This window comes from Rosistilla carotiformis, assembly GCF_007753095.1.
Classification (GTDB): Bacteria; Planctomycetota; Planctomycetia; order Pirellulales; family Pirellulaceae; genus Rosistilla; species Rosistilla carotiformis.
The window spans coordinates 4109488-4129994 of the sequence record NZ_CP036348.1; the positions used below are offsets into that span (position 1 = coordinate 4109488).

At 57.6% G+C, this 20507-nt stretch carries 14 protein-coding genes and 1 tRNA gene; 8 read left to right on the forward strand and 7 right to left on the reverse strand.

Going from position 1 to position 20507, the window contains the following annotated elements; all coding sequences use genetic code 11:
• Positions 1-2: 2 nt before the first annotated feature.
• Both Poly24_RS14840 and Poly24_RS14845 read right to left on the reverse strand, forming a co-directional pair.
• Positions 3-1013 (reverse strand): 2-hydroxyacid dehydrogenase, encoded by a 1011-nt coding sequence (locus tag Poly24_RS14840; RefSeq protein WP_145096775.1) that lies wholly within the window; start codon positions 1011-1013, stop codon positions 3-5.
• A gap of 93 nt (positions 1014-1106) precedes the next feature.
• The gene (locus tag Poly24_RS14845; protein WP_145096778.1) at positions 1107-1964 is read right to left on the reverse strand and encodes an SHOCT domain-containing protein; all 858 of its coding nucleotides are present in this window, start codon (positions 1962-1964) and stop codon (positions 1107-1109) included.
• A 310-nt stretch (positions 1965-2274) separates the two neighbouring features.
• Between Poly24_RS14845 and Poly24_RS14850 the strand changes: the two genes are divergently transcribed.
• The 4 genes from Poly24_RS14850 (at position 2275) to Poly24_RS14865 (ending at position 5346) form a co-directional block, all read left to right on the forward strand.
• A complete protein-coding gene (locus Poly24_RS14850; RefSeq protein ID WP_145096781.1) occupies positions 2275-2673 on the forward strand; it encodes a CoA-binding protein in 399 nt (132 codons plus the stop codon).
• 102 nt (positions 2674-2775) lie between these two features.
• Positions 2776-3672: a molybdate ABC transporter substrate-binding protein gene (gene modA, locus Poly24_RS14855; RefSeq protein WP_145096784.1), complete on the forward strand. Its 897-nt coding sequence runs from the start codon at positions 2776-2778 to the stop codon at positions 3670-3672.
• Positions 3673-3838: 166 nt separating this feature from the next.
• Positions 3839-4696 (forward strand): ABC transporter permease, encoded by an 858-nt coding sequence (locus tag Poly24_RS14860; protein WP_145096787.1) that lies wholly within the window; start codon positions 3839-3841, stop codon positions 4694-4696.
• Complete coding sequence (locus Poly24_RS14865; RefSeq protein ID WP_145096790.1) at positions 4693-5346, forward strand: ABC transporter ATP-binding protein; 654 nt, start codon at positions 4693-4695, stop codon at positions 5344-5346. The genes Poly24_RS14860 and Poly24_RS14865 overlap by 4 nt, the downstream gene beginning before the upstream one ends.
• 113 nt (positions 5347-5459) lie before the next feature.
• On the opposite strand, the gene Poly24_RS14870 is transcribed toward Poly24_RS14865, so the two are convergent.
• Together Poly24_RS14870 and Poly24_RS14875 are read right to left on the reverse strand one after the other, a co-directional pair.
• Positions 5460-6947, reverse strand: coding sequence for a BBP7 family outer membrane beta-barrel protein (locus Poly24_RS14870; RefSeq protein ID WP_197451921.1), 1488 nt, complete (start codon positions 6945-6947; stop codon positions 5460-5462).
• 222 nt (positions 6948-7169) lie between these two features.
• Positions 7170-8285: a c-type cytochrome gene (locus tag Poly24_RS14875; RefSeq protein ID WP_145096796.1), complete on the reverse strand. Its 1116-nt coding sequence runs from the start codon at positions 8283-8285 to the stop codon at positions 7170-7172.
• A 9-nt stretch (positions 8286-8294) separates the two neighbouring features.
• Here Poly24_RS14875 and Poly24_RS14880 point away from each other — a divergent pair, with 9 nt between their 5' ends.
• Complete coding sequence (locus tag Poly24_RS14880; RefSeq protein ID WP_145096799.1) at positions 8295-8570, forward strand: hypothetical protein; 276 nt, start codon at positions 8295-8297, stop codon at positions 8568-8570.
• 363 nt (positions 8571-8933) lie between these two features.
• Here Poly24_RS14880 and Poly24_RS14885 read toward each other — a convergent pair whose 3' ends face one another.
• Positions 8934-12944 (reverse strand): PVC-type heme-binding CxxCH protein, encoded by a 4011-nt coding sequence (locus Poly24_RS14885; protein WP_145096802.1) that lies wholly within the window; start codon positions 12942-12944, stop codon positions 8934-8936.
• A 356-nt stretch (positions 12945-13300) separates the two neighbouring features.
• Positions 13301-15337, reverse strand: a complete 2037-nt coding sequence (locus Poly24_RS14890; RefSeq protein ID WP_231753154.1) for a preprotein translocase subunit SecA — start codon at positions 15335-15337, stop codon at positions 13301-13303.
• A 210-nt stretch (positions 15338-15547) separates the two neighbouring features.
• On the opposite strand from Poly24_RS14890, the gene Poly24_RS14895 reads away from it, so the two are divergent.
• The gene (locus Poly24_RS14895) at positions 15548-16999 is read left to right on the forward strand and encodes a BBP7 family outer membrane beta-barrel protein (protein ID WP_145096808.1); all 1452 of its coding nucleotides are present in this window, start codon (positions 15548-15550) and stop codon (positions 16997-16999) included.
• Positions 17000-17127: 128 nt separating this feature from the next.
• Here the strand turns inward: Poly24_RS14895 and Poly24_RS14900 are convergent, their stop codons facing one another.
• Positions 17128-18768 carry a prenyltransferase/squalene oxidase repeat-containing protein gene (locus Poly24_RS14900; protein ID WP_231753155.1) on the reverse strand — a complete coding sequence of 547 codons (1641 nt, stop codon included), beginning with the start codon at positions 18766-18768 and terminating at the stop codon, positions 17128-17130.
• 669 nt (positions 18769-19437) lie between these two features.
• On the opposite strand from Poly24_RS14900, the gene Poly24_RS14905 reads away from it, so the two are divergent.
• Both Poly24_RS14905 and Poly24_RS14910 read left to right on the forward strand, forming a co-directional pair.
• Positions 19438-19511 (forward strand) — tRNA-Met (locus Poly24_RS14905).
• Positions 19512-19885: 374 nt separating this feature from the next.
• Entirely contained in the window at positions 19886-20500 is a 615-nt protein-coding gene (locus Poly24_RS14910; RefSeq protein WP_145096812.1) for a nitroreductase family protein, read from the forward strand.
• The last annotated feature ends 7 nt before the right edge of the window (positions 20501-20507 follow it).

The following is a 20507-nucleotide window of genomic DNA, read 5'->3' on the forward strand; positions in this document are numbered from 1 at the left end:
CCTTAGCCTTGTGATTTGGGCGCGTGCAATTGATTCTTGCAACTGCCGGATTGGGCAATATCCGAAATGTTCTGCAACGTCGTCGACGCGATCTGCTGCAACGCTTCCTTCGTGAAAAAGGCTTGGTGCCCCGTGATCAGGACGTTGGGAAATGTCAGCAGCCGCATGAAGACGTCGTCTTGAATCACTTGCCCTGACAAATTTTCGAAGAACAGTTTGTCCTCCTCTTCGTAGACATCGATCCCCAACGAACCCAGCTTCGAACTTTTCAGCGCGTCGATCACCGCTTGCGTTTCGATAATTGCACCGCGACTGGTATTGATCAACATCACTCCCGTCTTCATCTTCCCCAGCGCTTTGGAATCGATCATGTGATGCGTTTCAGGGGTCAGCGGGCAGTGCAACGAGATCACATCGGATTGTTCCAACAGCGCATCGAATTCGACATACTGCACCCCTGCAGTGTCCGCCCACTGCGGGTCAGGGAATGGATCAAACGCCAAGACCTGGCATCCAAAACCCGACATGATCTTGGCCAACACGCGGCCGATCTCGCCGGTCCCGACAAGCCCAAAGGTCTTGCCGTTGAGGTCGAAGCCCAATAGACCTTCGAGACTGAAATTGCAGTCGTGAACGCGGTTATACGCTCGGGGAATTTGGCGATTCAGCGCCAGGATCATCGCAACGGCATGTTCGGCTACAGAGTGCGGCGAATAGGCCGGAACCCGAACCACGTGGATCCCCAGGGCGTCGGCGGTCTGGATGTCGACATTGTTGAAACCAGCCGAACGGAGTGCGACCACCGATGTGCCACCGGCTTGCAAACGCCGTAGCACTTCGGCATCGACGACATCGTTAACGAACACGCAAACCGCGGGAAAACCCTCTGCCAACTGGACCGTTTGGGGTGACAGGCGGGCTTCGATATACAGGATCTCGTGTTCGCCATCCTGATTGGCTTGGTCAAAAAACTGGCGGTCGTAAGGCTTCGCGGCAAATAACGCGATACGCACGGCGGGCTCCTCGAATTGGCGGCGTGTTCTGGAAGGCTTGCACGAACTTAAAAGTATCCACCGTGAGGAACAACCGCTAGATGGTGCGCAATCCTACAGACGCCCCAACAGATCCGCCTTCTTCGATTCAAACTCTTGCTGGCTGATGTAGCCCTTCTCTAGCAGTCCTCCCAATCGATCCAACGTCTCGATCACATCCACCCCCGCCGTGCCAGCGTCGGACCGGGAGCCCGAGTTCTGCGGTGCGTTGTGGGAGTTGGCGACCGGTTGTTGCGGCGGGTTGGGCGCAGGTTGGTGTGTCTGTTGTGGTGGGGCAGGAACGCCGTCGCGAGAGATCACCGGCAGCGTCGATAGATTGACAACGCCAAATTGACTGGTGAAGGTGATCGATCCCCCGCTGCCTTGCTGTTGGCTGAAGCCGCCGATTTGATGGTTCAACGTATCGTAGACCCATGTGCCGCCGCCGGTGTTGACGGCCAACCGATGGCTGTTGGCGAAGTAGGCATAACGGACATTGTTCTGCGAACCGATCGCGTTGGGGGAACCCATTTCGCTGGGCCACCAATTCTTCGTGGGATCCGGAACAAACAGGCTGTTGGTTGAACCGATTTGTCCGGCCGCTTGAGATTGGCTGCTGCTGCCCCCCTGCGATTGCGATTGGAACGAACCGCTAAAAGGAACCAATTGGTGGTTGTAAAGGGCGTCGGAAATGTCGGCGCACAGGCTGCTAACGCGATACTTCAATTGGTTGTTGAACAAATCGCTGACCATCGTCATCCCACCGCTCATCCATTGTCCCGACCCGCCAAATTCGGGATGGTTGAATTGAGCCATCGATCCATTGCCGTTATGGACAGCGATCAGCATATGCGTGACCGCGTCGGTCGAGAGACCGTGCTGTTGCGACAGGCGTTGGACGAGTTCGTTACCCGCGGGCGATAGGTTTTGCACGATAGTTTCCGTTTCAAACGACAGTTCAAGGTGAGATTTGGCGAACTCAACGTCCCCCGGAATTGGAACATCCCCAGTCATACAAACCGAGGGATGGCCAACCTCAGTATAGTCATGAAGGCGTTCGACAGTAACGCGGCGTCGACGACCGCGTCGCGAGACGAAAAGCGGGCTCCCAACACCCCAAATCCGACCAACCACCGATCCCCCGGCGATCACCTTTCTAAAATCCAACTTCCCGCGATAATGAAAGTAGGGCGGCGATTTGCTGCCCGTCGCCCCCGCAATGCCGCACGTGGAGCCCCGTTCGATGAACGAAGACCAATTAAAAAGCTTTTTGTCCGCCCAGACCTTTGCCGTCGCCGGCGCGTCGTCCAAACGTGAAAAATATGGGAACAAGGTCTTCCGCGCCCTGTTGGACAGCGGACGCGAGGTCTATCCATTGAATCCGGTCGCCGACGCGATCGAAGGGCATCGTGCTTTTGCCACGATCGCCGATCTGGCCGAAGTTCCCGAAGCCGTCTCGATCATCACGCCTCCTCAGGTGACGCGGCGGATCGTCGACGATGCGATTCGGGCCGGCGTGAAACATGTTTGGATGCAGCCAGGTGCCGAAGACGAACAAGCCAGTCAAGCGGCTCGCGAGGCGGGGCTGAACGTGATCGATGACGGCAGCTGCATCCTGGTACTGCTGGCACGGATGGCATAAGCGCCGCAGCCGCAGCACGGTGCGAAGGACGCTACGCTGCGGTGATTTTAGTCAGCTTGCCGGTTCCCCAGAGACGACCATGAAAACTCAGGTTCCGTTGTAATGTCGAAGGCTGTCGTTGCGATGTTGGGATCGGTTGCCTTGGTCGCAGCGTTGTTGTGCTCCTTGATTCACGCAGACCGTTCGAATCGCACGCCGCCACATCCTGGCGCGCCGCCCGCCGACGCTGCCTCGACGGCTTCGCAGGCTATCCATATTTATTGCGCGGCCAGTAATCAGGCGGTGCTCGAACCGATCCGCCAAGCGTACGAGCGATTGACCGGGACTTCGATCCGCGTTCAATACGGTCCCTCGCAAACGTTGCTCGCTCAGTTGGAGTTAACTCACCACGGCGATCTCTACCTGCCTGCGGATGAGAGTTATTTGGTGACGGCGAAAGCGCGTGGACTGGTAGCAGAGATCCTGCCACTTGCAACGATGCAGGTAGGCGTTGTTGTGAAGCGAGGCAATCCGAAGGGGATCGTCCAACTGAAATCGTTGCTCGCCGATAACGTCCGTTTGGTACAAGCGAGTCCCGATGCCGCCGCCGCTGGAAAGATCGCCCGCGATCACCTGACGCAAACCGGGCAATGGGCGGCAGTCGCCGAGGCGACAACTGCGTTTCGCGGCACGGTTATCGAAGTCACCAACGATGTTCAGGTGGGATCCGCCGATGCGGGGATCGCCTACGATGCCGTACTGCATTCTTACCCGGATCTCGAATTTGTCGCGATCGATGCGTTACGCAACGCGATCGGAAAGGTGTCCCTTGGAGTTCTGGAATCCTCACAAAATCGAGACAAAACGCTCCACTTTGCCCGCTTTGTTGCTGCACGAGATCAAGGCCTGAAGATCTATCGCGAACATGGGTTTCACGTTTCCGACGGAGCTCCCGGGTTGGATGTTCCCGAGTTGTCAGTCCCCACAGGCTCGATGTTCGGCCCAGCGTCCCAGAGATGAACTCCATGTGGACCGGATCGCTCGACGCCGCGGTCGTCTATCATGGTCACGCTGGCCGACACTGCCGAACAATACAGCGCAGCGACGATGGAAGGTTTCCGTTGGAAGATCGGTCTCCTCGAACGGCCCCGTTTCGATAGATTTCGTATTAGGTTCCCTTGCCCCCATGACACTCCAACGCACGCGTTTTCGAAGATTGAGGGATGTCGTCTTCTATTTCGTGGTCGCGGGACTGTCGGCAAATTTCATTCTGCTGATCGTGTTGCTGTTGGTCGCCGACCTGTTGTTTACGTCGCCGACGGAGTTTATCGCGGCGTTGAAGAAGCCGGAGATTCAATCCGCGTTTCGATTGACGATGACCAGCTGCACGATCGCTGCGGTGCTGTCGCTGTGGATCGCAACCCCGCTGGGTTACGCCTTAGCCCGCTACCGATTTCCCGGCCGCGCGGTGATCGACACGATCGTCGACATTCCGATCGTATTGCCGCCGTTGGTGCTTGGACTGAGTCTATTGATCCTGTTCCACCAGCCGTTTCCGTTTTCGCAGTGGCTGTTCCCCGGTTCCGATTGGCGGCTAGAAACTTGGTTGCAGGAATCGCTTGGTTTTCAGGTGACGTTTCGCTGGCCGGCGGTGATCTTGGCGCAGTTTGCCGTCGCGTGTGCGTTTGCCGTGCGGACGATGCGCGTGACGTTTGACCAGATCGACCCGCGAGCCGAAGACGTCGCCCGCACGCTCGGTTGCACTCGCGGGCAAGCGTTTTTGTACGTTGCGCTGCCGCAAGCTTGGCGGGGAATGATCGCCGCCGGAACGATCGCCTGGGCGAGGGCGCTTGGCGAATTCGGTCCGATCCTTGTCTTCGCGGGCTCCACGCGGTTCCGAACCGAGGTCCTCTCGACAACTGTCTTTTTGGAATTGAGCGTCGGGCAATTGGATGCCGCCGTTGCCGTGTCGTTGTTAATGGTCGCGATGGCGATCATCGTCTTGGTGACGCTTCGTTGGATCGGTGCGGGGCTGTCGACATGATCGAAATCGAAGACGCAACCATCGCGGCCGGATCCTTTTCACTGCGTGCGATCAACCTACGCGTGGAGACGGGCGAATATGCCGTCGTGATGGGGAAGACAGGGATCGGCAAGACGACGATTCTTGAATCAATCTGCGGTTTGAGAAAGCTGCGCAGCGGGACGATCAAGATCGCTGGCGTCGATGTCACCCGATGGTCCGCTGCGGATCGCAACGTCGGATACGTGCCGCAAGATCTCGCCCTATTCCCCACGATGACCGTCCGGCAACATTTACAATTTGCGATGCGGCTGCGCAAAACCGACGCGACAAAAATGAAGCAACGTGTCGACGAGATCGCTGATATTTTACAAATCAGTCCGTTGTTGGGCCGCAACGTCCGAGGCCTCAGCGGCGGCGAGGCTCAACGAGTGGCCCTAGGACGCGCACTGACGTTTGGCCCTTCGGTCCTATTGCTCGACGAACCCCTCAGCGCGCTCGATGCGGCGACTCGTCAAGCCGCACAAACAATGTTGCGGGAGATCAATCGTCAGACCGGAGTCACGGTGTTGCATGTGACGCATGATCCATCGGAGGCGCAGTCGATGGCGGACCGTCGCTTTTGTATCGCTTCGGAGGATGGCGTCGCAAGCGTGCAGGTAATTCGTTGAACCTACCAACACGAACCGCAAGCGAGTGAATGAGTAATCCCACAAATGCCGGAAACGCGATCCGAAGACGGATCGCGTTCGACGAAACCTTACGTGGACGGGCGTTTGCCCTCCTAGTAATTCCAAGCCAAACCGAAGTTCAACGCCTGGATCCAATACGACGTGTCGTCAAACTTGACGATCGGGTGGCTGGTCGACGTCGTGCTCAGATCGGTCGTCGTCGTATCCATGATCCCCGAAGGCTGGACGACGTTGGTAAACAACTGAAAACTGTAGCCGATCGAAAGATCGACGCCTGGGCAAACGGCATAGCCAAGCTTCAAATCGAATTCGGGGGCCACGGAAAACTTGCTGCTGCTGGTGTCGCCAATGTTCGAATTCCGAGCGAAGAAGCCTTCATCGCTAAGCGCCTCGATCCCGCCACTGGTACGAACCGTGTTGCCACGGATCGCCGCCTCGCGATGCATTGAACCGAAACCAATCTTCGTTAACATCGTCCACGACCAACAGCCTTCGCGATAGAAGCTGTCGAAGCCAAAGGTCGCTCCATGGAACTCGTTCTTCGCTTGGAAGGAATCGGTGATCTGCAGGCGTTGGCCAGCGCGAGTCCCGCCGTCGAGCCCTAACGAATCGACCGACATCGTCAGGCTTTCGTTGATCCGAGCGGTTTGATAACCCCAGAACGCATCGACCCGTCCGCCTAGCCCCGTACGCCATTTCTGACGCAGCAACGCATCGCCACCATAAGCTTCGGACCGCGTTTGGATGTTGATGCTGCCCGTGGTTTCGTTTGGTTCGACGATCAAAAACGCGTCGGCTTCGTTGTTCAATCCTGCGTTGTTAAATGGCACAGCAAGATAGTCGCCCGATCCATCGTCGGCAAAGGAATAATCAAACGTCTCGTCACCGACGCCCCAGAAACGCAACAGGATCGAACGGCATTGGAAATCATCCATCCAGATGCCCAGTTGAGCCCGACCGCCGGAGGTCATTTCGCCGCGCGTCAGCCCGCCGACTAAAATCGTTGTGGTCGCTTGGCCCAGCTCTCCCGCAACTCCCACTGCGGTCGTTCCCGGACTGCTGGTGACCAATGGCGGCAGGGTCTGCCCGCGTCGCCAGTACATCGAATATTCGAGCGAACCAAACAATCGCTGGCAGGGCATTCCGTACCCGAAGCAGGGATTGCAGACGGTCGGTCCGCAGCCACCGCACGTTGGCGAACCGCAGCATCCGCCTCCCATCGAATCGCAGTAGCCACCGGAATCACACCCCGGCGAACCATAATCCGGGCCCATGTCCAGCACCGAAGGTTCTTGGGACAATTCAATCACTTCGTAATCGACCTGCCGAACGACTTCGGGAGCCGCCGGTTGCCGTGTGGGTTCACTGGCCCGGTGACTGTTGGCGACCGGGCTGCTTTGCAACTTGGTCGCTGGAGCGGTACCCGATTCCAGCACGGGAGGTGCGTAGGTTCCACGGGTCGTCTCGCGTTGCCGCGTTTGTGCCGTCGCGGTGGCGGAAAAAACGATCGCGATGCACGCGGCCCAAGCGAGGGCTGCAGCGACGAATTTCCGTGGTTGACTGGTTGGAATAGTGGCCATCGGCATGTTCATTCTGCATTGGCTGAAAGACTCGATTCTCGCGACACCCGCCCCCGGAGCGCATGTCGCCTGTACAGAGAAGTATCGGTCATGCCGATAATGCAGATTAAGCAAACCTGGTAGAATTTGCGGGTTGCGCCATGTCTAACGCCTCCCGTCGAGGCCATCCATGGCTGCTAGCAGCCGCGCCACGTTGGGTCGATCAATGAAACGCATGCTTGACTACTTCGTCAATGTCAGCGTGTATTCGATCAGATCGATCAATTGGGGAACGGTCATCAAACGCTGCAAATCCTGAGGCATCAGCGACTTTGCTTGCTTTTGGAACAGCTCGATATCATCGCGAGCCACCGTCTTGTCGATCCCTTCGGCATTCCGCAGCGTCACCGCGGCATCGGTTTCGCTGACCAACAGACCGGTCGTTGCATCGCCATCGATCGTCAGCAGCGAATAGGTTTCAAAGTTATGGCTGACCGCCGCGCTGGGGTTTAAAACAGCGACATACATCGCTTCGCGCGACAGCTTGCTTCCGATCTCCGACAGATCCGGGCCGACCTCTTTCCCCTCCCCCTTCACCTTATGACAGTTGATGCAGGTTCCCGATTTGCGAAACACGATCGCCCCGGCGACCGGATCACCTTGCTTTTGGATCAGCTCCGAAATAGGCGGCAGCGGTTGGCTGTCGGCCGTCGCGGGCAGCTGTAGGTACTTCGCGGCTTCGGCGACGATTGATTTGTCATCGGAGCCGAACAACGCGTTGGCAGCGGCGAAGTTCAGGTCGGCCGGCAGTTTGCCATCGGCGACGATCTTCAGCAACGCCCGCTGGCCATCGCTGCGACGCGCGATTCCGGCGACCGCCGCGGCGCGCAGTTCGGCCGACTTGTCCGACGCCGCGATCAGGGGCATCAGAATCTCCTGCGTCTTAGTTCCTCCAACCCGACCAATCAACGCGACCGCAGCGACCGCGTGATCGTTCGCTTCCGCCGAGATCAAATCGATCAACAACTCCTGGCGGTCGAGTTTGAACAGCAATTCTGCCGCCCGCACGCCCGCAGTTTCGTCGGCGTGCGCGATCGCAAACTCGGACAGCTCACCCGCGACGTCGGTTAACCCGAAGCGTTCGATCAGTTCAAAATATTGCTCCGTCCCCGGTTGGGATCGCAGATAGCGAAGCAGCGCCGCTTTGGCCGGTGCGGATGACTCGATCTTAAAGTCTTTGATTCGCAACACCGTTTCGACGATCAATTTGTCGCGTGGACTGAGCGGCGTCGGCTCTTGGCCAAACGCAATCGCCCCCATAGCGAAACAAACGACGATCGACAGCGGAATACGAAACATAAACAGACCGTGTGGGAATCCAAGGGAAAACAAAGCGGCAGGCGCGGCAACCGTGCTAACGCGACAACAAATGCGCTGCGCGATAAGAAGGTAGGAGATTCAACTTCGGCAAATGAAATCGAGCGGGAACGTGTCAGTTTAGGCAGTTTACCCATGAAAGTGTACAACAAAAGCATCGCACGCTACATGAGCAACTGGAATCGACATTTCAAAGTGACAGTTGACGCAACGAAGGATTTTGGATGCGATCAGAAAACCACAGGTTGGGTCGGCACCGCCTTCTAAAGATACCAGATATCTGTCCGGCTCTTTAAGAACTGGATGCATGATTGAAGTGCTCCAGTCGCTGGCTGCATATCACAGGCCGGAGGCCGACAAATCGAGTGCCGACGGCGCGAACCGCCGGTTGCTTGTGCGCGAACAAACTAACAGGCCGCGGGCCGACACACATCCATCGCCCGCATGTCCCGGCCTTCGGCCTCTCGGCTATGGAGCCTTCTCGGGACCAAAGGCTTACGCCTCCGCAGTTCTTATGTCGGCCTCCGGCCTTCGAAGTGATCCTGCGGCTCGCGCCGCAGGCTTTATGCGATCGCGAGCTCCGCGGCTTTGAACTTACGTGCTACCGAGGGCAGATGGTAGCAGCTTTCGTTACAGTCCTAGCAGCTTCAACAGAGCCGCTTCTTTTTCTGGGCCCTCGTGGAAGTCGAAGGCGCGCATGTAGCGGGCTTGGTCGGCTTCGCTGAGTTCTGGAGTTTGCAAGATCTTGACCAGATAAGCAGTTGCTGCGGGAGCTCGCGAACGCCAGATGATGTCGCGTCCGGCGGGGGTGTTCCAGTCGTCACCGACCGCTTTGATCCAAGCGTCGAAACAGGCATCGGCTTGCAGATCCGAACCGACTCCCAACGCTTCGAGATACCAACGGTCTTTGCCATCGTGTTGTGTGGCCAGTTGAGTCCACAGCTGTGGCACCTGCTCCGATTTGCTCTCGCGGAGCGCGACGGCCAATTCTCGGCGGACCTGCGGCGAGGGATCGCGAAGCAGCGGCGTGACGAATTCGTCGACCGGCAAATCCAACTGGCGTGCCAGCCGCACGCCCATCATGCGAACGTTGGGATCGGAATCTTGGATCGCTTTGCCGACCGTCGACTTCCCTTGGCCGTCGGTCTTACCCAACAACCAAAGGGCTCGGGCGCGGTAGATCGGATTTTTCGAAGCCGCCAATTTTTGCAGCTCAGCGTTTGCGTCGGCTCCCATCGCGTGCAGCGCTTGCCACGCCATGTAGCGAACCGCATAGTTGGGGTTCTTGAGCGCTTCGACCGCTCCCGCCGCGGTTTCAAAATCGAACTTCGGAACCTTGTACGACGCATCGTGTTTGATCGGCGTGATACGGAACAGACGCCCGCGCTCGAGATCCCCCATGCCGTGGCCGCCCACCCCTGGGTCGTACCAATCGGCGATGATCAACGAACCGTCGGGAGCGACCTTCACGTCGGAGGGGCGAAACCATTTGTCCTGCGATCCGGTCAAGATCTCACGGATCTTGGCCGTGTAGCCCCCTTTGTCGTCGCTGATCACATATGCCCGGCAGACGTTGGGGCCCGCATCGCAGTGCAGCAGATGCCCTTTAAACATCGGCAACAGATCGCCTTCGTAGACGGTGATCCCCGTCGGCGAACCGGCTCCGGTTTGAAGCAGATTGGGGACGACGCCCGGATCGTTCAGGTGCCAGTGGCGGAGCGGAACGTCGGTGTGCATTCCGGTTCGATCGGCTTTCCAACCCGCACCGGTCTTTTCGTCTTTGTAGCCGTAGTTCCCGTACTCCATCACATAATTGATGCGGACCGCTTTGTTGCCGTCGTCGTCGTTGTCCGATTGCCAGATCCCGCCGTAGGAGTCGACGGTGACCATCCAATTGTTGCGGAAGTTCCAGCCGAGGGTCTCCAATTCGCTGCCGTCGAGATTGCAACGGAAGACCATTCCTTCCTGGTACGGTTTGCGTCGCGCCGCGACTTCGTTCCCCGCCGCGTCGACGATCGGTTTACCATCCTTATCCTTCAGCTGCCCACCGGCGTTGCCAAAGTTGAAGTAGAGCTTGCCATCGGGGCCAAAGGTGAAGGCGTGGATTCCATGATCGTGTTGCGCCCCGGAGATGCCGCTGAACAGCACCTCTTTTTGATCCGCCTTGTCGTCGCCATCCGAATCGGTGAGCAGGAACACCTTGTCGCCGGCCGAGACGATTGCTTTGTTGCCCAACACGCAGACGCCGTGCGGCGAATCGATGTCGTCCCCTTGATAGAAGACCTTCTCGGTGTCGGCCATCCCGTCGCCATCGGTATCTTCCAGGATCAGGATCCGATCCCCTTCGGGTCGCTTGCCTTTGTGTTTGCGGTAGTTGACGATTTCGCAAACCCAAACACGGCCCCGGTGATCGATATCGATATTCGAAGGGCTCAGCAGTTGCGGTTCGGCGGCAAACACACTGGCTGCCAACTCGCCTCCCACATCCAAACCATCCAACGCTTCGCCTGCTTCCCGCGATCCGCCACCGGAAACTTCCAGCGTCGGCATTTTGTCGTAGACCGCAAAACGGACCTCGGCGCTGCCGCCGCACGATCCCTGGTCGGTTCCGCCGTTGTCCAGACCGCCGCGAGCGACAAACCGGTCGTAGCCCAGGGGTAGATCAAAACCGATCACCGACGGCGCGTGGGTGCCGATTCCGTAGGGAACCGCTTTGCCATCGATTCGCAGCGGTCCACCGCCAGCGTTTTTACCGACGCGAACCTGGCCAAAGCCCGACGAAGCGTGCTTCCACTTCAGATCGGTCAGCTTCATTTCCCCGGCGGGGCCCACCAAACGCGGCTCCGCCCAATCGGCCCAATCGCAACTGTAGCCATTGCCTCCGTCGGTGACCGCCAAGAAGAGCTGCTTTGCATCTCCCAGCGGCACATCGATCGCGACCGAAATCCCCGGCGTTTCCTTGCTCACCGGATCACTGAGGAAGAGACGCTTTGCGTCGGACTTCGGCTTGGTCGCCACCTCGCGGTCGACGACCGTTCGCATGATCTTCTTCCCCTTCTTTTCCTTTTTGGCAATCGACGGATTGGGCTCGTCCTGATTGGCTTCCAGCTGTTCTTGAGTCGGGTCGTCGGTCGAAACGCCCGCTGCGGGAACCTCGCCGTGCGCAGTCCAGACGATCGCGTTGAGCATCACTTTGCGGAAATTTGGATCGGCCCAGTTCCAGTGGAAGTGGCCGCCGGTGAAGCCAAAGCCGCGGCCGCCGCCATCGCGTTCGGCCGCCCAAGCCATGTGTTGAATCTCGCCGTTGGCGACCGCTTTGCGAACCGTCGGGTTGCCGCTGTGCGGACCGTCGGGACGGCGCATCGTATCGGCTGGAGGATGTGCGGAGAGGATCGGCGTTACGCCATCCATGCCGTCGCGAAACCGCATGTGGAAGTACCACTCGTCGTTGATTTCAAACGGCTCCACGCCGCGGCTGATCGGATGATCGGGGAAGGTTTCGTATTTGGCAACCCAGTGCGGGTTGACCGACCAATTGGCTTCGAAATAGCCGCCGATCCAATCCAAGAAAGCATCGCCTGGCTTGCCGGCCAACGTTTCGACGCCGTAGTGGATGCAGACCAAACCGGCACCGGCTTTCATCAGCGGTGCCAGTTCGTCGATGTGAGGATTCAGCAGATGCCGACCGCCACCGTCGCAATAGACGACGATCGTGTCGGCATCTTGAAGCGTTTCGGCTCCCGCTTCGGGCCATCCGTTTTGGATCACTTCGGCGGAGTATCCGGGCATCGCTTCGGTCAGCGCGTTGGCCAACAAGCGACAGCCGGCATAGTGTTCGTGCGAACCATAGCCGTGGCTGGGCTTACCCGCGATGAATACTATCTTTTTTTTTTCGCTCGCGTCGCTGTGGCTCACGTCGTCGCTGCCCGCCGACTTGAGATGCTTCACGCGGATGTTGCGGAACTGGACCTTCATCGGCGGGCCCGCGTGCAGCTGTAACGCCAGGATACCGCTGGCGCGACGTTCCTTGGTGTCGTTGTCGGTGCACTCGGCCGTGGGGACGCCGTTGATCTTGTGCGTGAACTCAAACCCCTTGGCGGTGATCGTGTAGGTGTTCCAGTCTTCCTTCTTGATCTTCGATTGGATCGTCTTTGAATCGCCGACCGAACCGACAACGTTCACCTTGAACTTGCCGTCGTTGCGAACCAATTCGGTCTTCTGTCCGCGATTGGCCAGGATGCCACGAAACTTTTCGCCATACAGGATTCCCGAATAGGTGTCCCCCGATTCGAAGTCCCCTTGGTAGCCGCCGACAACCCACTTTTGCTTCTCGGGATCGACTTCAAAACTGCGGTACTGGATCCCCGAATTGCCGCCGATCAGCTTGTATTCCAGTTGCAGTTCGAAATCGCCAACTTCCCCGCCGCGCCAGATCAGAAACGTGTTCCCTTTGGTCGGATTCTCCGCGGTCGTTTGACCGGTGATCATTCCATCTTCGACGCTCCAAAAGGCAGGATTTCCGTCCCAGTTGTCGAGCGTCTTGCCATCGAAGATGGAGATGAAACCGTCGTCCTCGGCACGAGCTACCGCAATCGGAAGCCAAGTCACAGCAAATAGACAAAGCAGGCTAAGGGTTCGCATATCTGAAGTCTTCTAGGGGTGTGAGTGAAGGGGAAGGAGGGCTTCCGCACGGGGCGTGGTACAAATCCGGCGGGCGTTTGGTGGATGGGAAACAGCCATTCCAGGCTATTCAAGGGCCGCAAACTGCCCAGATACGGATCCCGATTGTAACCTGACATGCAAGGGAGAATCCATAACCAGAGCCGTCCCGCCGACGAATTTATCGAATTGGCAGGCAGCGCGGATTGGAAAGGAGCCTCGCAGCGAAATTCGCACCCAAGCTGCAGCCGCATTGCCCTACGGCCGAGTTGCCTGCGGCACGTCGATCTTAGGCAACGGGGATTTGACAAACGCGCTCGGACGTTTCCCAAATGGGATCAATCCGGCGTGTCCAGATAGGGATCCTGGCCGATTTCACGCTGCATCTTTTTGCGTTCCCGTTCGTGATGCAGCAGCACCATCCGGTCGCGGAAGTGTTTCTTCTCGACCTTCAATTGTGCCTTACGAAATAGCCCGGCATAGCTCTGCACGCTGCCACCGCTGTCGGCACCGATCTGCTTCCATCGCGCCGCTTTGACCGGCCCGTAACCGTTCTTCAAGATGTCATCATCCAATGAGAGATACTGGCGGTACGAACCCTGGTCCCCTTGCCGACCGCAGCGCCCGATTAACTGGCGATCGACGCGAGCCGAATCGTGCAGTTCGGTGCAGATCACATGGATCCCCCCTTCGGCTTCCACATCTTTGGGAACTTTGATATCGGTACCACGGCCAGCCATATTCGTGGCCACCGTCACGCGGCCGCGTTTTCCCGCTTGTTCAACGATCGCCGCTTCCTCCGCCACCTTGTTCGCATTGAGGACTTCGTGCTTGATCCCTTTGTCGTCCAGCATTTGCGACAACAACTCCGATTTGTCGATCGAACGGGTGCCGATCAACACCGGGCGTCCCAATTGGTTCATCTCCACCACTTCATCGACGATCGCCACAAATTTCGAATGCATGTCGCCAAACACGCGATCTTTCAACGGAACCCGTTGGGGGGGGCGATTGGTCGGCACGCGGACGACCGGAGTTCGGTAGATCTTCTTCAACTCTGGGGCCGACGTCGCCGCAGTACCGGTCATACCGGCAAGGTATTTGTATCGAAGGAACAGATCTTGGATCGTGATCCGCGCCGCTTGACCGGTCGGAACCGAGATCTCGATCCCCTCTTTGGCCTCGATCGCCTGATGGATGCCGTCACGCCATTTTCGCCCTTCGGCCAAGCGTCCGGTGAATTCATCGACGATCACAATTTCATCATCACGGACCACGTAGTGCCGGTCTAAGAAGAACTCCTGATGCACCTTCACGCCCCGTTCCATGAATTCGTAAAGATCGACCAATCCGACCGTGCGGATGAGATCGGGGCGAGGGAGCGAACGGACCGTCTGACGGCCACGACCGGTGAGTTCGTATTGTTTGGAATCGGGATGGATATCGTAGTGTTCCCCCTCGACAAATTCCGGCGCGTGACGTGCCGCCCATTGGTAAGCCTGGACGATCTGTTCGCGAACTTGATCTTCGATCGATCCAATGATCAAAGGAGTCCGCGCTTCATCGATCAAAATACTGTCGGCTTCATCGACCAAACAGAAATGCACCCCTCGCATCACCGGCTTGTCGCCACCACCGCCGCTGAAATTCGATTCGCCGTCGCCGAGGAAGTCGGATTGGACTCGGTTTTGAGCTCGCAACAGCAAGCGGTCGCGTAGAAAGTCAAAACCGAACTCTTTGGCCGTTCCATAAGTGATGTCGCTGCCGTAGGCCTCCCGACGCTGACCTTGATCGCATTCGGTTTGCACGATCCCGACACTGACGCCCAGAGTGCGAAACAACGGCGTCATCCACTCCGCATCGCGTTTGGCCAAGTAATCGTTGACGGTCGCCAAATGGGACCCTTTGCCGAGCAAGGAGTGCAGGTATAGCGGCAGTGTCGCCGTCAACGTCTTTCCTTCGCCCGTCTGCATCTCCGAGATACAGCCTTCGTGCAACGCGATCCCACCGATCATCTGCACCTGGTAGTGTCGCATGCCCAGCGTTCGACGCCCGGCTTCACGCACCAACGCATACGCTTCGGGCATCAGCGATGCGAGCGATTCGCCCGATTTAGCGCGGTACCGCAACGCCAAACTGCGCTTGCGGATCGCTTCATTGGATTCGTCAATCAGCTGCGGTTCCCATTCCGCGATCTTTTGCAAACTGTGCTGCCAACGGCGGATGCGAGTCGATGCCCCCATCCCCAACCAACTCTTTAAAGGCACATCCTTGTCGGCGCGCGACTCGGGCGCTTGCGGATCTTGGGCGACTGGCGTTGGTTCCGAATCATTGGCATTTTCCAAATCGTCGGGGGCTGTTTCGCTGGTAGACATACCGTTTTCCATGAGCTAGCTGATATCAATCGCCATCATAACCCGGTTACTGGCGGTGGTCTGGGTAAGGTGCGTCAAACGCGACGTGTAATATGGGTTGTTTGGGTTGTCTATTCTTCGCGTTCGGATTGATCTGGAATTTCTGTTTGTGCTTGTCGATTCAATGGTACCAGTCGTGGCAAATATCCCGCAAATGCGAGCCGAAAGAAAATGAAACGTACAAACATCTGGCTGACCGTTGCCGCTGTTCTCGCCGGAACAGTCTCAGCATGGGCGGGGGAACCCGGCCAGGCTCAAGGTTACAAGAACTCTGTTGGTTATACAGCCCATGTGGGCGACCTTTCCGAAACACAACACACACACACGCCGCCAGTACCGCAAGCGACCAACGCACCACGACCGATGGCCAGCAGCGTGCCGCAAAGCTATTACACCGGATGCGACACCGCCTGTGATGAATTATACGACGACGGTTGCGACAGCATCGGCGGCAAAAGCGGATGCTTGACCGGATTGTTCGGTGGGCAATCGAGGGGCCGAACCTGGGGCCGTGTGGAAGCTTTGTTGTGGTGGGCCGAAGACCGCGACAGCCCGGCGTTGATCAGCAGCAATGAGAACTTTGGTGTCCGCCCCGTTGTACCTGACTTCAACAACTCCGGAACCAGCGTCCTGTTTGGTGGCCAAGACGGGATCCAGTCGGACATGATGGTCGGCAACCGAATCGATTTCGGTAGCTACTTGGACGACGATCACACCTACGGAATCGGCGGCCGAATCTATGGCCTTTGGAATGGTGCCAACACGGTCAGCGTCAACTCCAACGGAAGTGGACCCTCGTACGGCGTACCCTTCTTCGACACCGCTGCCCTTCCACCGTTGGGTGGAGACCCTCTGGGTATCGCTATCGGCACGTTTGGATTGTTGCCGATCGGATTGGACCTTGGTGGCGGTCAGGTTGTTACCGGCAATGTAACGGCGACCAGTGAATTGGACTTCATCGGCAGCGAAGTTTACGGACGTGCCCTGATGGCACGCACCGCCGACTTCCGCGTCGACCTGATCGGTGGTTACACCTTCCATTCGTTGGACGATTCGATTCATCTATCGGGACGTTCGACCGTGAACAATACCGTCGCGGGCAACCTGTCCCCGGCCAACATCTATGACTTCAGCGATGCATTCGAAGCGGAAAACACCTTCCACGGTGGACAGATTGGTTTCGAGACCCAAGTCGTCAAGGGACGCTTCATGTTCAGCTCGCTGACCAAAGTACACTTGGGCAATATGAACCAACGTGTTCGGATCGATGGCAGCTCGCGATACGAAACTGTCGGCGGTGCAACTCTGGTCGCTGGCGACCGCGGCTTGCTGGTTCAGGGTAACGAAGGCGTTTACGAACGCGACAGCTTCACCTTTGCTCCCGAAGCAAACGTCAAACTGGGCTACCGAGTTTGCAAATGTGCGACCGTGAATGTTGGCTACAGCCTGATGATGTGGTCCGACGTCGCTTTGGCAGGCAACCACATCGACAACCGCATCGACAGCACTCGCACCGAAGCCGGAATCAACGCCCCGACGCGAACCAATACGCCCACTTTTGAATTCGACACCGACAGCTTCTTCATGCACGGTCTCGACTTGGGATTGACGTTCACTTACTAAAAGGAACGTTTGCGGGAGACTGACGGTTCAAAGCCCAGCGACGCCGGTCGTTGGAACAATAAAAAAGCGGCTTGATGCAAATGCATCCGGCCGCTTTTTCATGCGCTGTCACATCTTTTTACGTCGCGTCAATTTTGATGGCCGTACAACGGCATATGCCGGTAATAGACTTCCAAACAAAATAACGACAGACAGGTCGTGTAAAGCCGACCTCCGGTGCTACCCCATCGCGAACCTTGCGGAGCCCAGCTGCCCGCTTCGCGTCCCGATTTCACTTGGGCTTTGGGCAGCGCCTCACGCATCACGCCGTTCCAATTCCGCCACGGTTGCCCGCCGAAATGGTGCAACACTTGCGTAGCGTAGTACCAGTAGTAGAAGTTCTTTTCTTCAAGCACAAACGGGTACTTGGCGTCGATCGTCAATACCGCTTCGATGAGTGCAGGGTGATCCGATTTCCAGCCCAAATACTGTCGGCACAACAACCCTTCGGCCGTCATCGCTTGGCCCGGTGCGGTGTTCGGTTGATAGGAATAGGCCGCACCGTCGTAATGCGACACGGTGTCCAAGTAATAGCCAATGTTGGCAAAGGTGGAACCGGGAACTTCGAGGTCGGCCATCTGGGCGCTCTTCAGCCCCATCAAAAACCATCCGGTCACCGACGTATCCGATTCGCGGCGAGGATAGTACCGCCACCCGCCTTCCTTGGATTGGATTTCCACGGCGTAATTAACGGCGCGTTGGGCCGGTTCGCGAAGCCACGAATCCTTGGTCATCGCGTACAGTTCGCAAATCGCGATCGTGCATTGACCTTGTGCGTACAAAGCTTGATGGCTGGGAACCTGCGACTTGGTGACAAAGCTTCCCTCGCGATCTTGATGCCCCACAAGCCACTTGATCCCGGCGGAGACCTGTTCCTTGTATTCGCCCGTCAGGTGCGTGTTGCCATCGCCCTGAAGCGCCAACAACGCCATCGCGGTCGCGGCCGGTTTGTTCTCGGTGCTCGAGCCGTCGCTGTAGCGTCCCGATAGGCTCCAGAAGCCACCACGTTGTTGATTCCGTTTCAACCATTCCAGCCCCAGCTTGACGGCATCCTGGGTTCCTTGGGTGCCACCATGCGTCGCTAACAACGCTTGCTTCATCGCCCCCGTACGTCCCGACAAGGCCGCCCCGGCAGCCAACTCGGCTTGGAACGATCCAATCTCCACCGGCGCCGCAAGTTCGGTCAACTCCATCGGTTCAAACGAGTTATCGACCTGGACCTCCGCCAATTCCGTCATCTCGGTCGCTTCGAGCGTCTCCGGTGCATCGTTGCTATCGAGGTCAAACACAGCCAGGTCGACCTCTTCCTGTTCTTCAGAGACTCCCAATTCGATCAACAACCGGCCAACGCCCGCGGAACCAGGCAGCGTCAACAGGGCGAGCAGCAGCAACACCACCAAATGCACGACCAGGCTGATCAACCACGCGGGTGCCGATTTTTCCACCTCCAGGAAATCCTTCGCTTCCTCCTCGGCGTTTCCCTCGGGCAGCTTCGACGCGGTCACTGCGGCGCGGGCTTTTTCATTTGGGGACGGAGGAACGGGATTTCCATCCACGTTCTGACCACGCCAGCGGGCTCCGCCGACAGCATCCACCGACGCGGGAGCTGCAATCGGAGCGGGCTGTCGAACGGGGGGAGACTGCCGAACCGGAACCGGTTTGGGTAACGGTGGCGGAGGCGGTGGCGTCGCAGACGGCGGTGGATCGCTTGATGCGCTGGACTGAGCCACAAAAAAACCTCAATAGACCATACGAAGATGAGTGATTCCGACATCGATCGCCGCAAATAACGGACCGCGACGGAAGCCTCCACGGTCCGGTCGCCCACAGACCGAATCGAGCGCACACACGAAGCGGGAACTCCTACATTCTACGCAAGATAGCATCCACGGCGAATGCAAGAGAAAACATTCAATCCACAACGGAACGGATTTTTCGAATAAAGTCAACCTTTGACCGGTCTACGACAACTGCGTTCCGATTCTCAGCCAGGACGCTGGCCACCGACGCACCCCATCGCTCCAGTCGTCTCGCTTCGCAGGCACCGACGTTCTGGGGCTCTCGGTCGATCGGCGGCACACCGCAACAGCGCACTGGAAAAAGACTCCATTCGACGGAACACGATCTCCCTCTCAGGCCCCCCGGTCGCGACATGCGTGCCCTCAAAAGCCATCCCAGAGCGAACGACCGGCGTGATTTCGGTCTTCCACTGAACGCTTTTCGAACATCGCGCTGCCGCACGCGCATTCGACTTTGAGTCAGTAAATTCCTTTGTATTCTTGGATTCCGCAGGCTCGCCGCACTGCAGCACGAAGGATGGACGATGAAGTTTTGGTTGCGATCCAATTTAAATTTCCATCAGCCCTTGACTTTGGCACGCCGAATGCCGAAGATACCTGTGCGGGATGGAGCAGCCCGGTAGCTCGCGAGGCTCATAACCTCGAGGTCGTCAGTTCGAATCTGGCTCCCGCAACTCCAAATGCCCGTCGGATTGAAACCAATCCGACAGGTTAACGAACAAGCCGACGTTGGTCTTCATGACCGACGCCGGCTTTTTTCGTGCTTTACCGCAGTCTGGTAAGGACTTACGTCGACGCTGGCCAGCAAAAGTTCTCTCCGGTTGTCTCAGGAAAAGTACTATCGGCGTCCGGCGATGGCGGTCTCGGGGGAGATCTCGGACAAAGGCCTCTCGTGTCTCTGTACTATTTGACCTCCAGGTTATGAAGTCCCGGAGTGCTATCCGAAGAAAGTGGTCAACGTTCCTAGAATCGCCCTAGCCGCAAACGTCCGATACAAAACCATTTTCCTGGATTCCAAAAATCTCAACTCACCATCTAGACATCCGATATGCAAGTCAAAGACGCCATTTTCAACCGCCGAGCCATCAAGCACTTCGACGCCGACCACAAAATGACGGCTGCCGAGGAAAAAGAACTGCTTGAAACTACCATCCAGGCTCCAACCAGCTTCAACATCCAGCACTGGCGGTTCGTCATCCTGCGTGATCCCGAGCTGCGAGCGAAGATCCGTAAAGACTTTGGCAACGACCAAGCCCAGATGACCGATGCCTCGCTGCTGGTCCTGTTCACTGCCGACATGAAAGCGTGGCAGAAAGAGCCGTCGCGCTACTTTGCGAACGCGCCAAAGGAAGTGGCCGAAATGTTGGTCAACTGGATGGGGCCATTCCACGAAGGCCGCGAGTGGCTGCAGCGTGACGAAGCCCAACGCTCGATCGGTCTGGCGATGCAAACCATGATGTTGGCCGCCCAAGGCATGGGCTACCAATCCTGCCCGATGATCGGCTTCGACATCGAAGAAGTCGCCAAGCTCATCAATCTTCCGGATGATCACGTCATGGGACCAATGGTTGCGATCGGCAAAGGCACCAAAGAAGCCTGGCCAAAGCCTGGCCAACTCCCGCTCGACGAAGTCGTCGTTGAAAACGGTTTCAGAACGCCATAAGAATGCG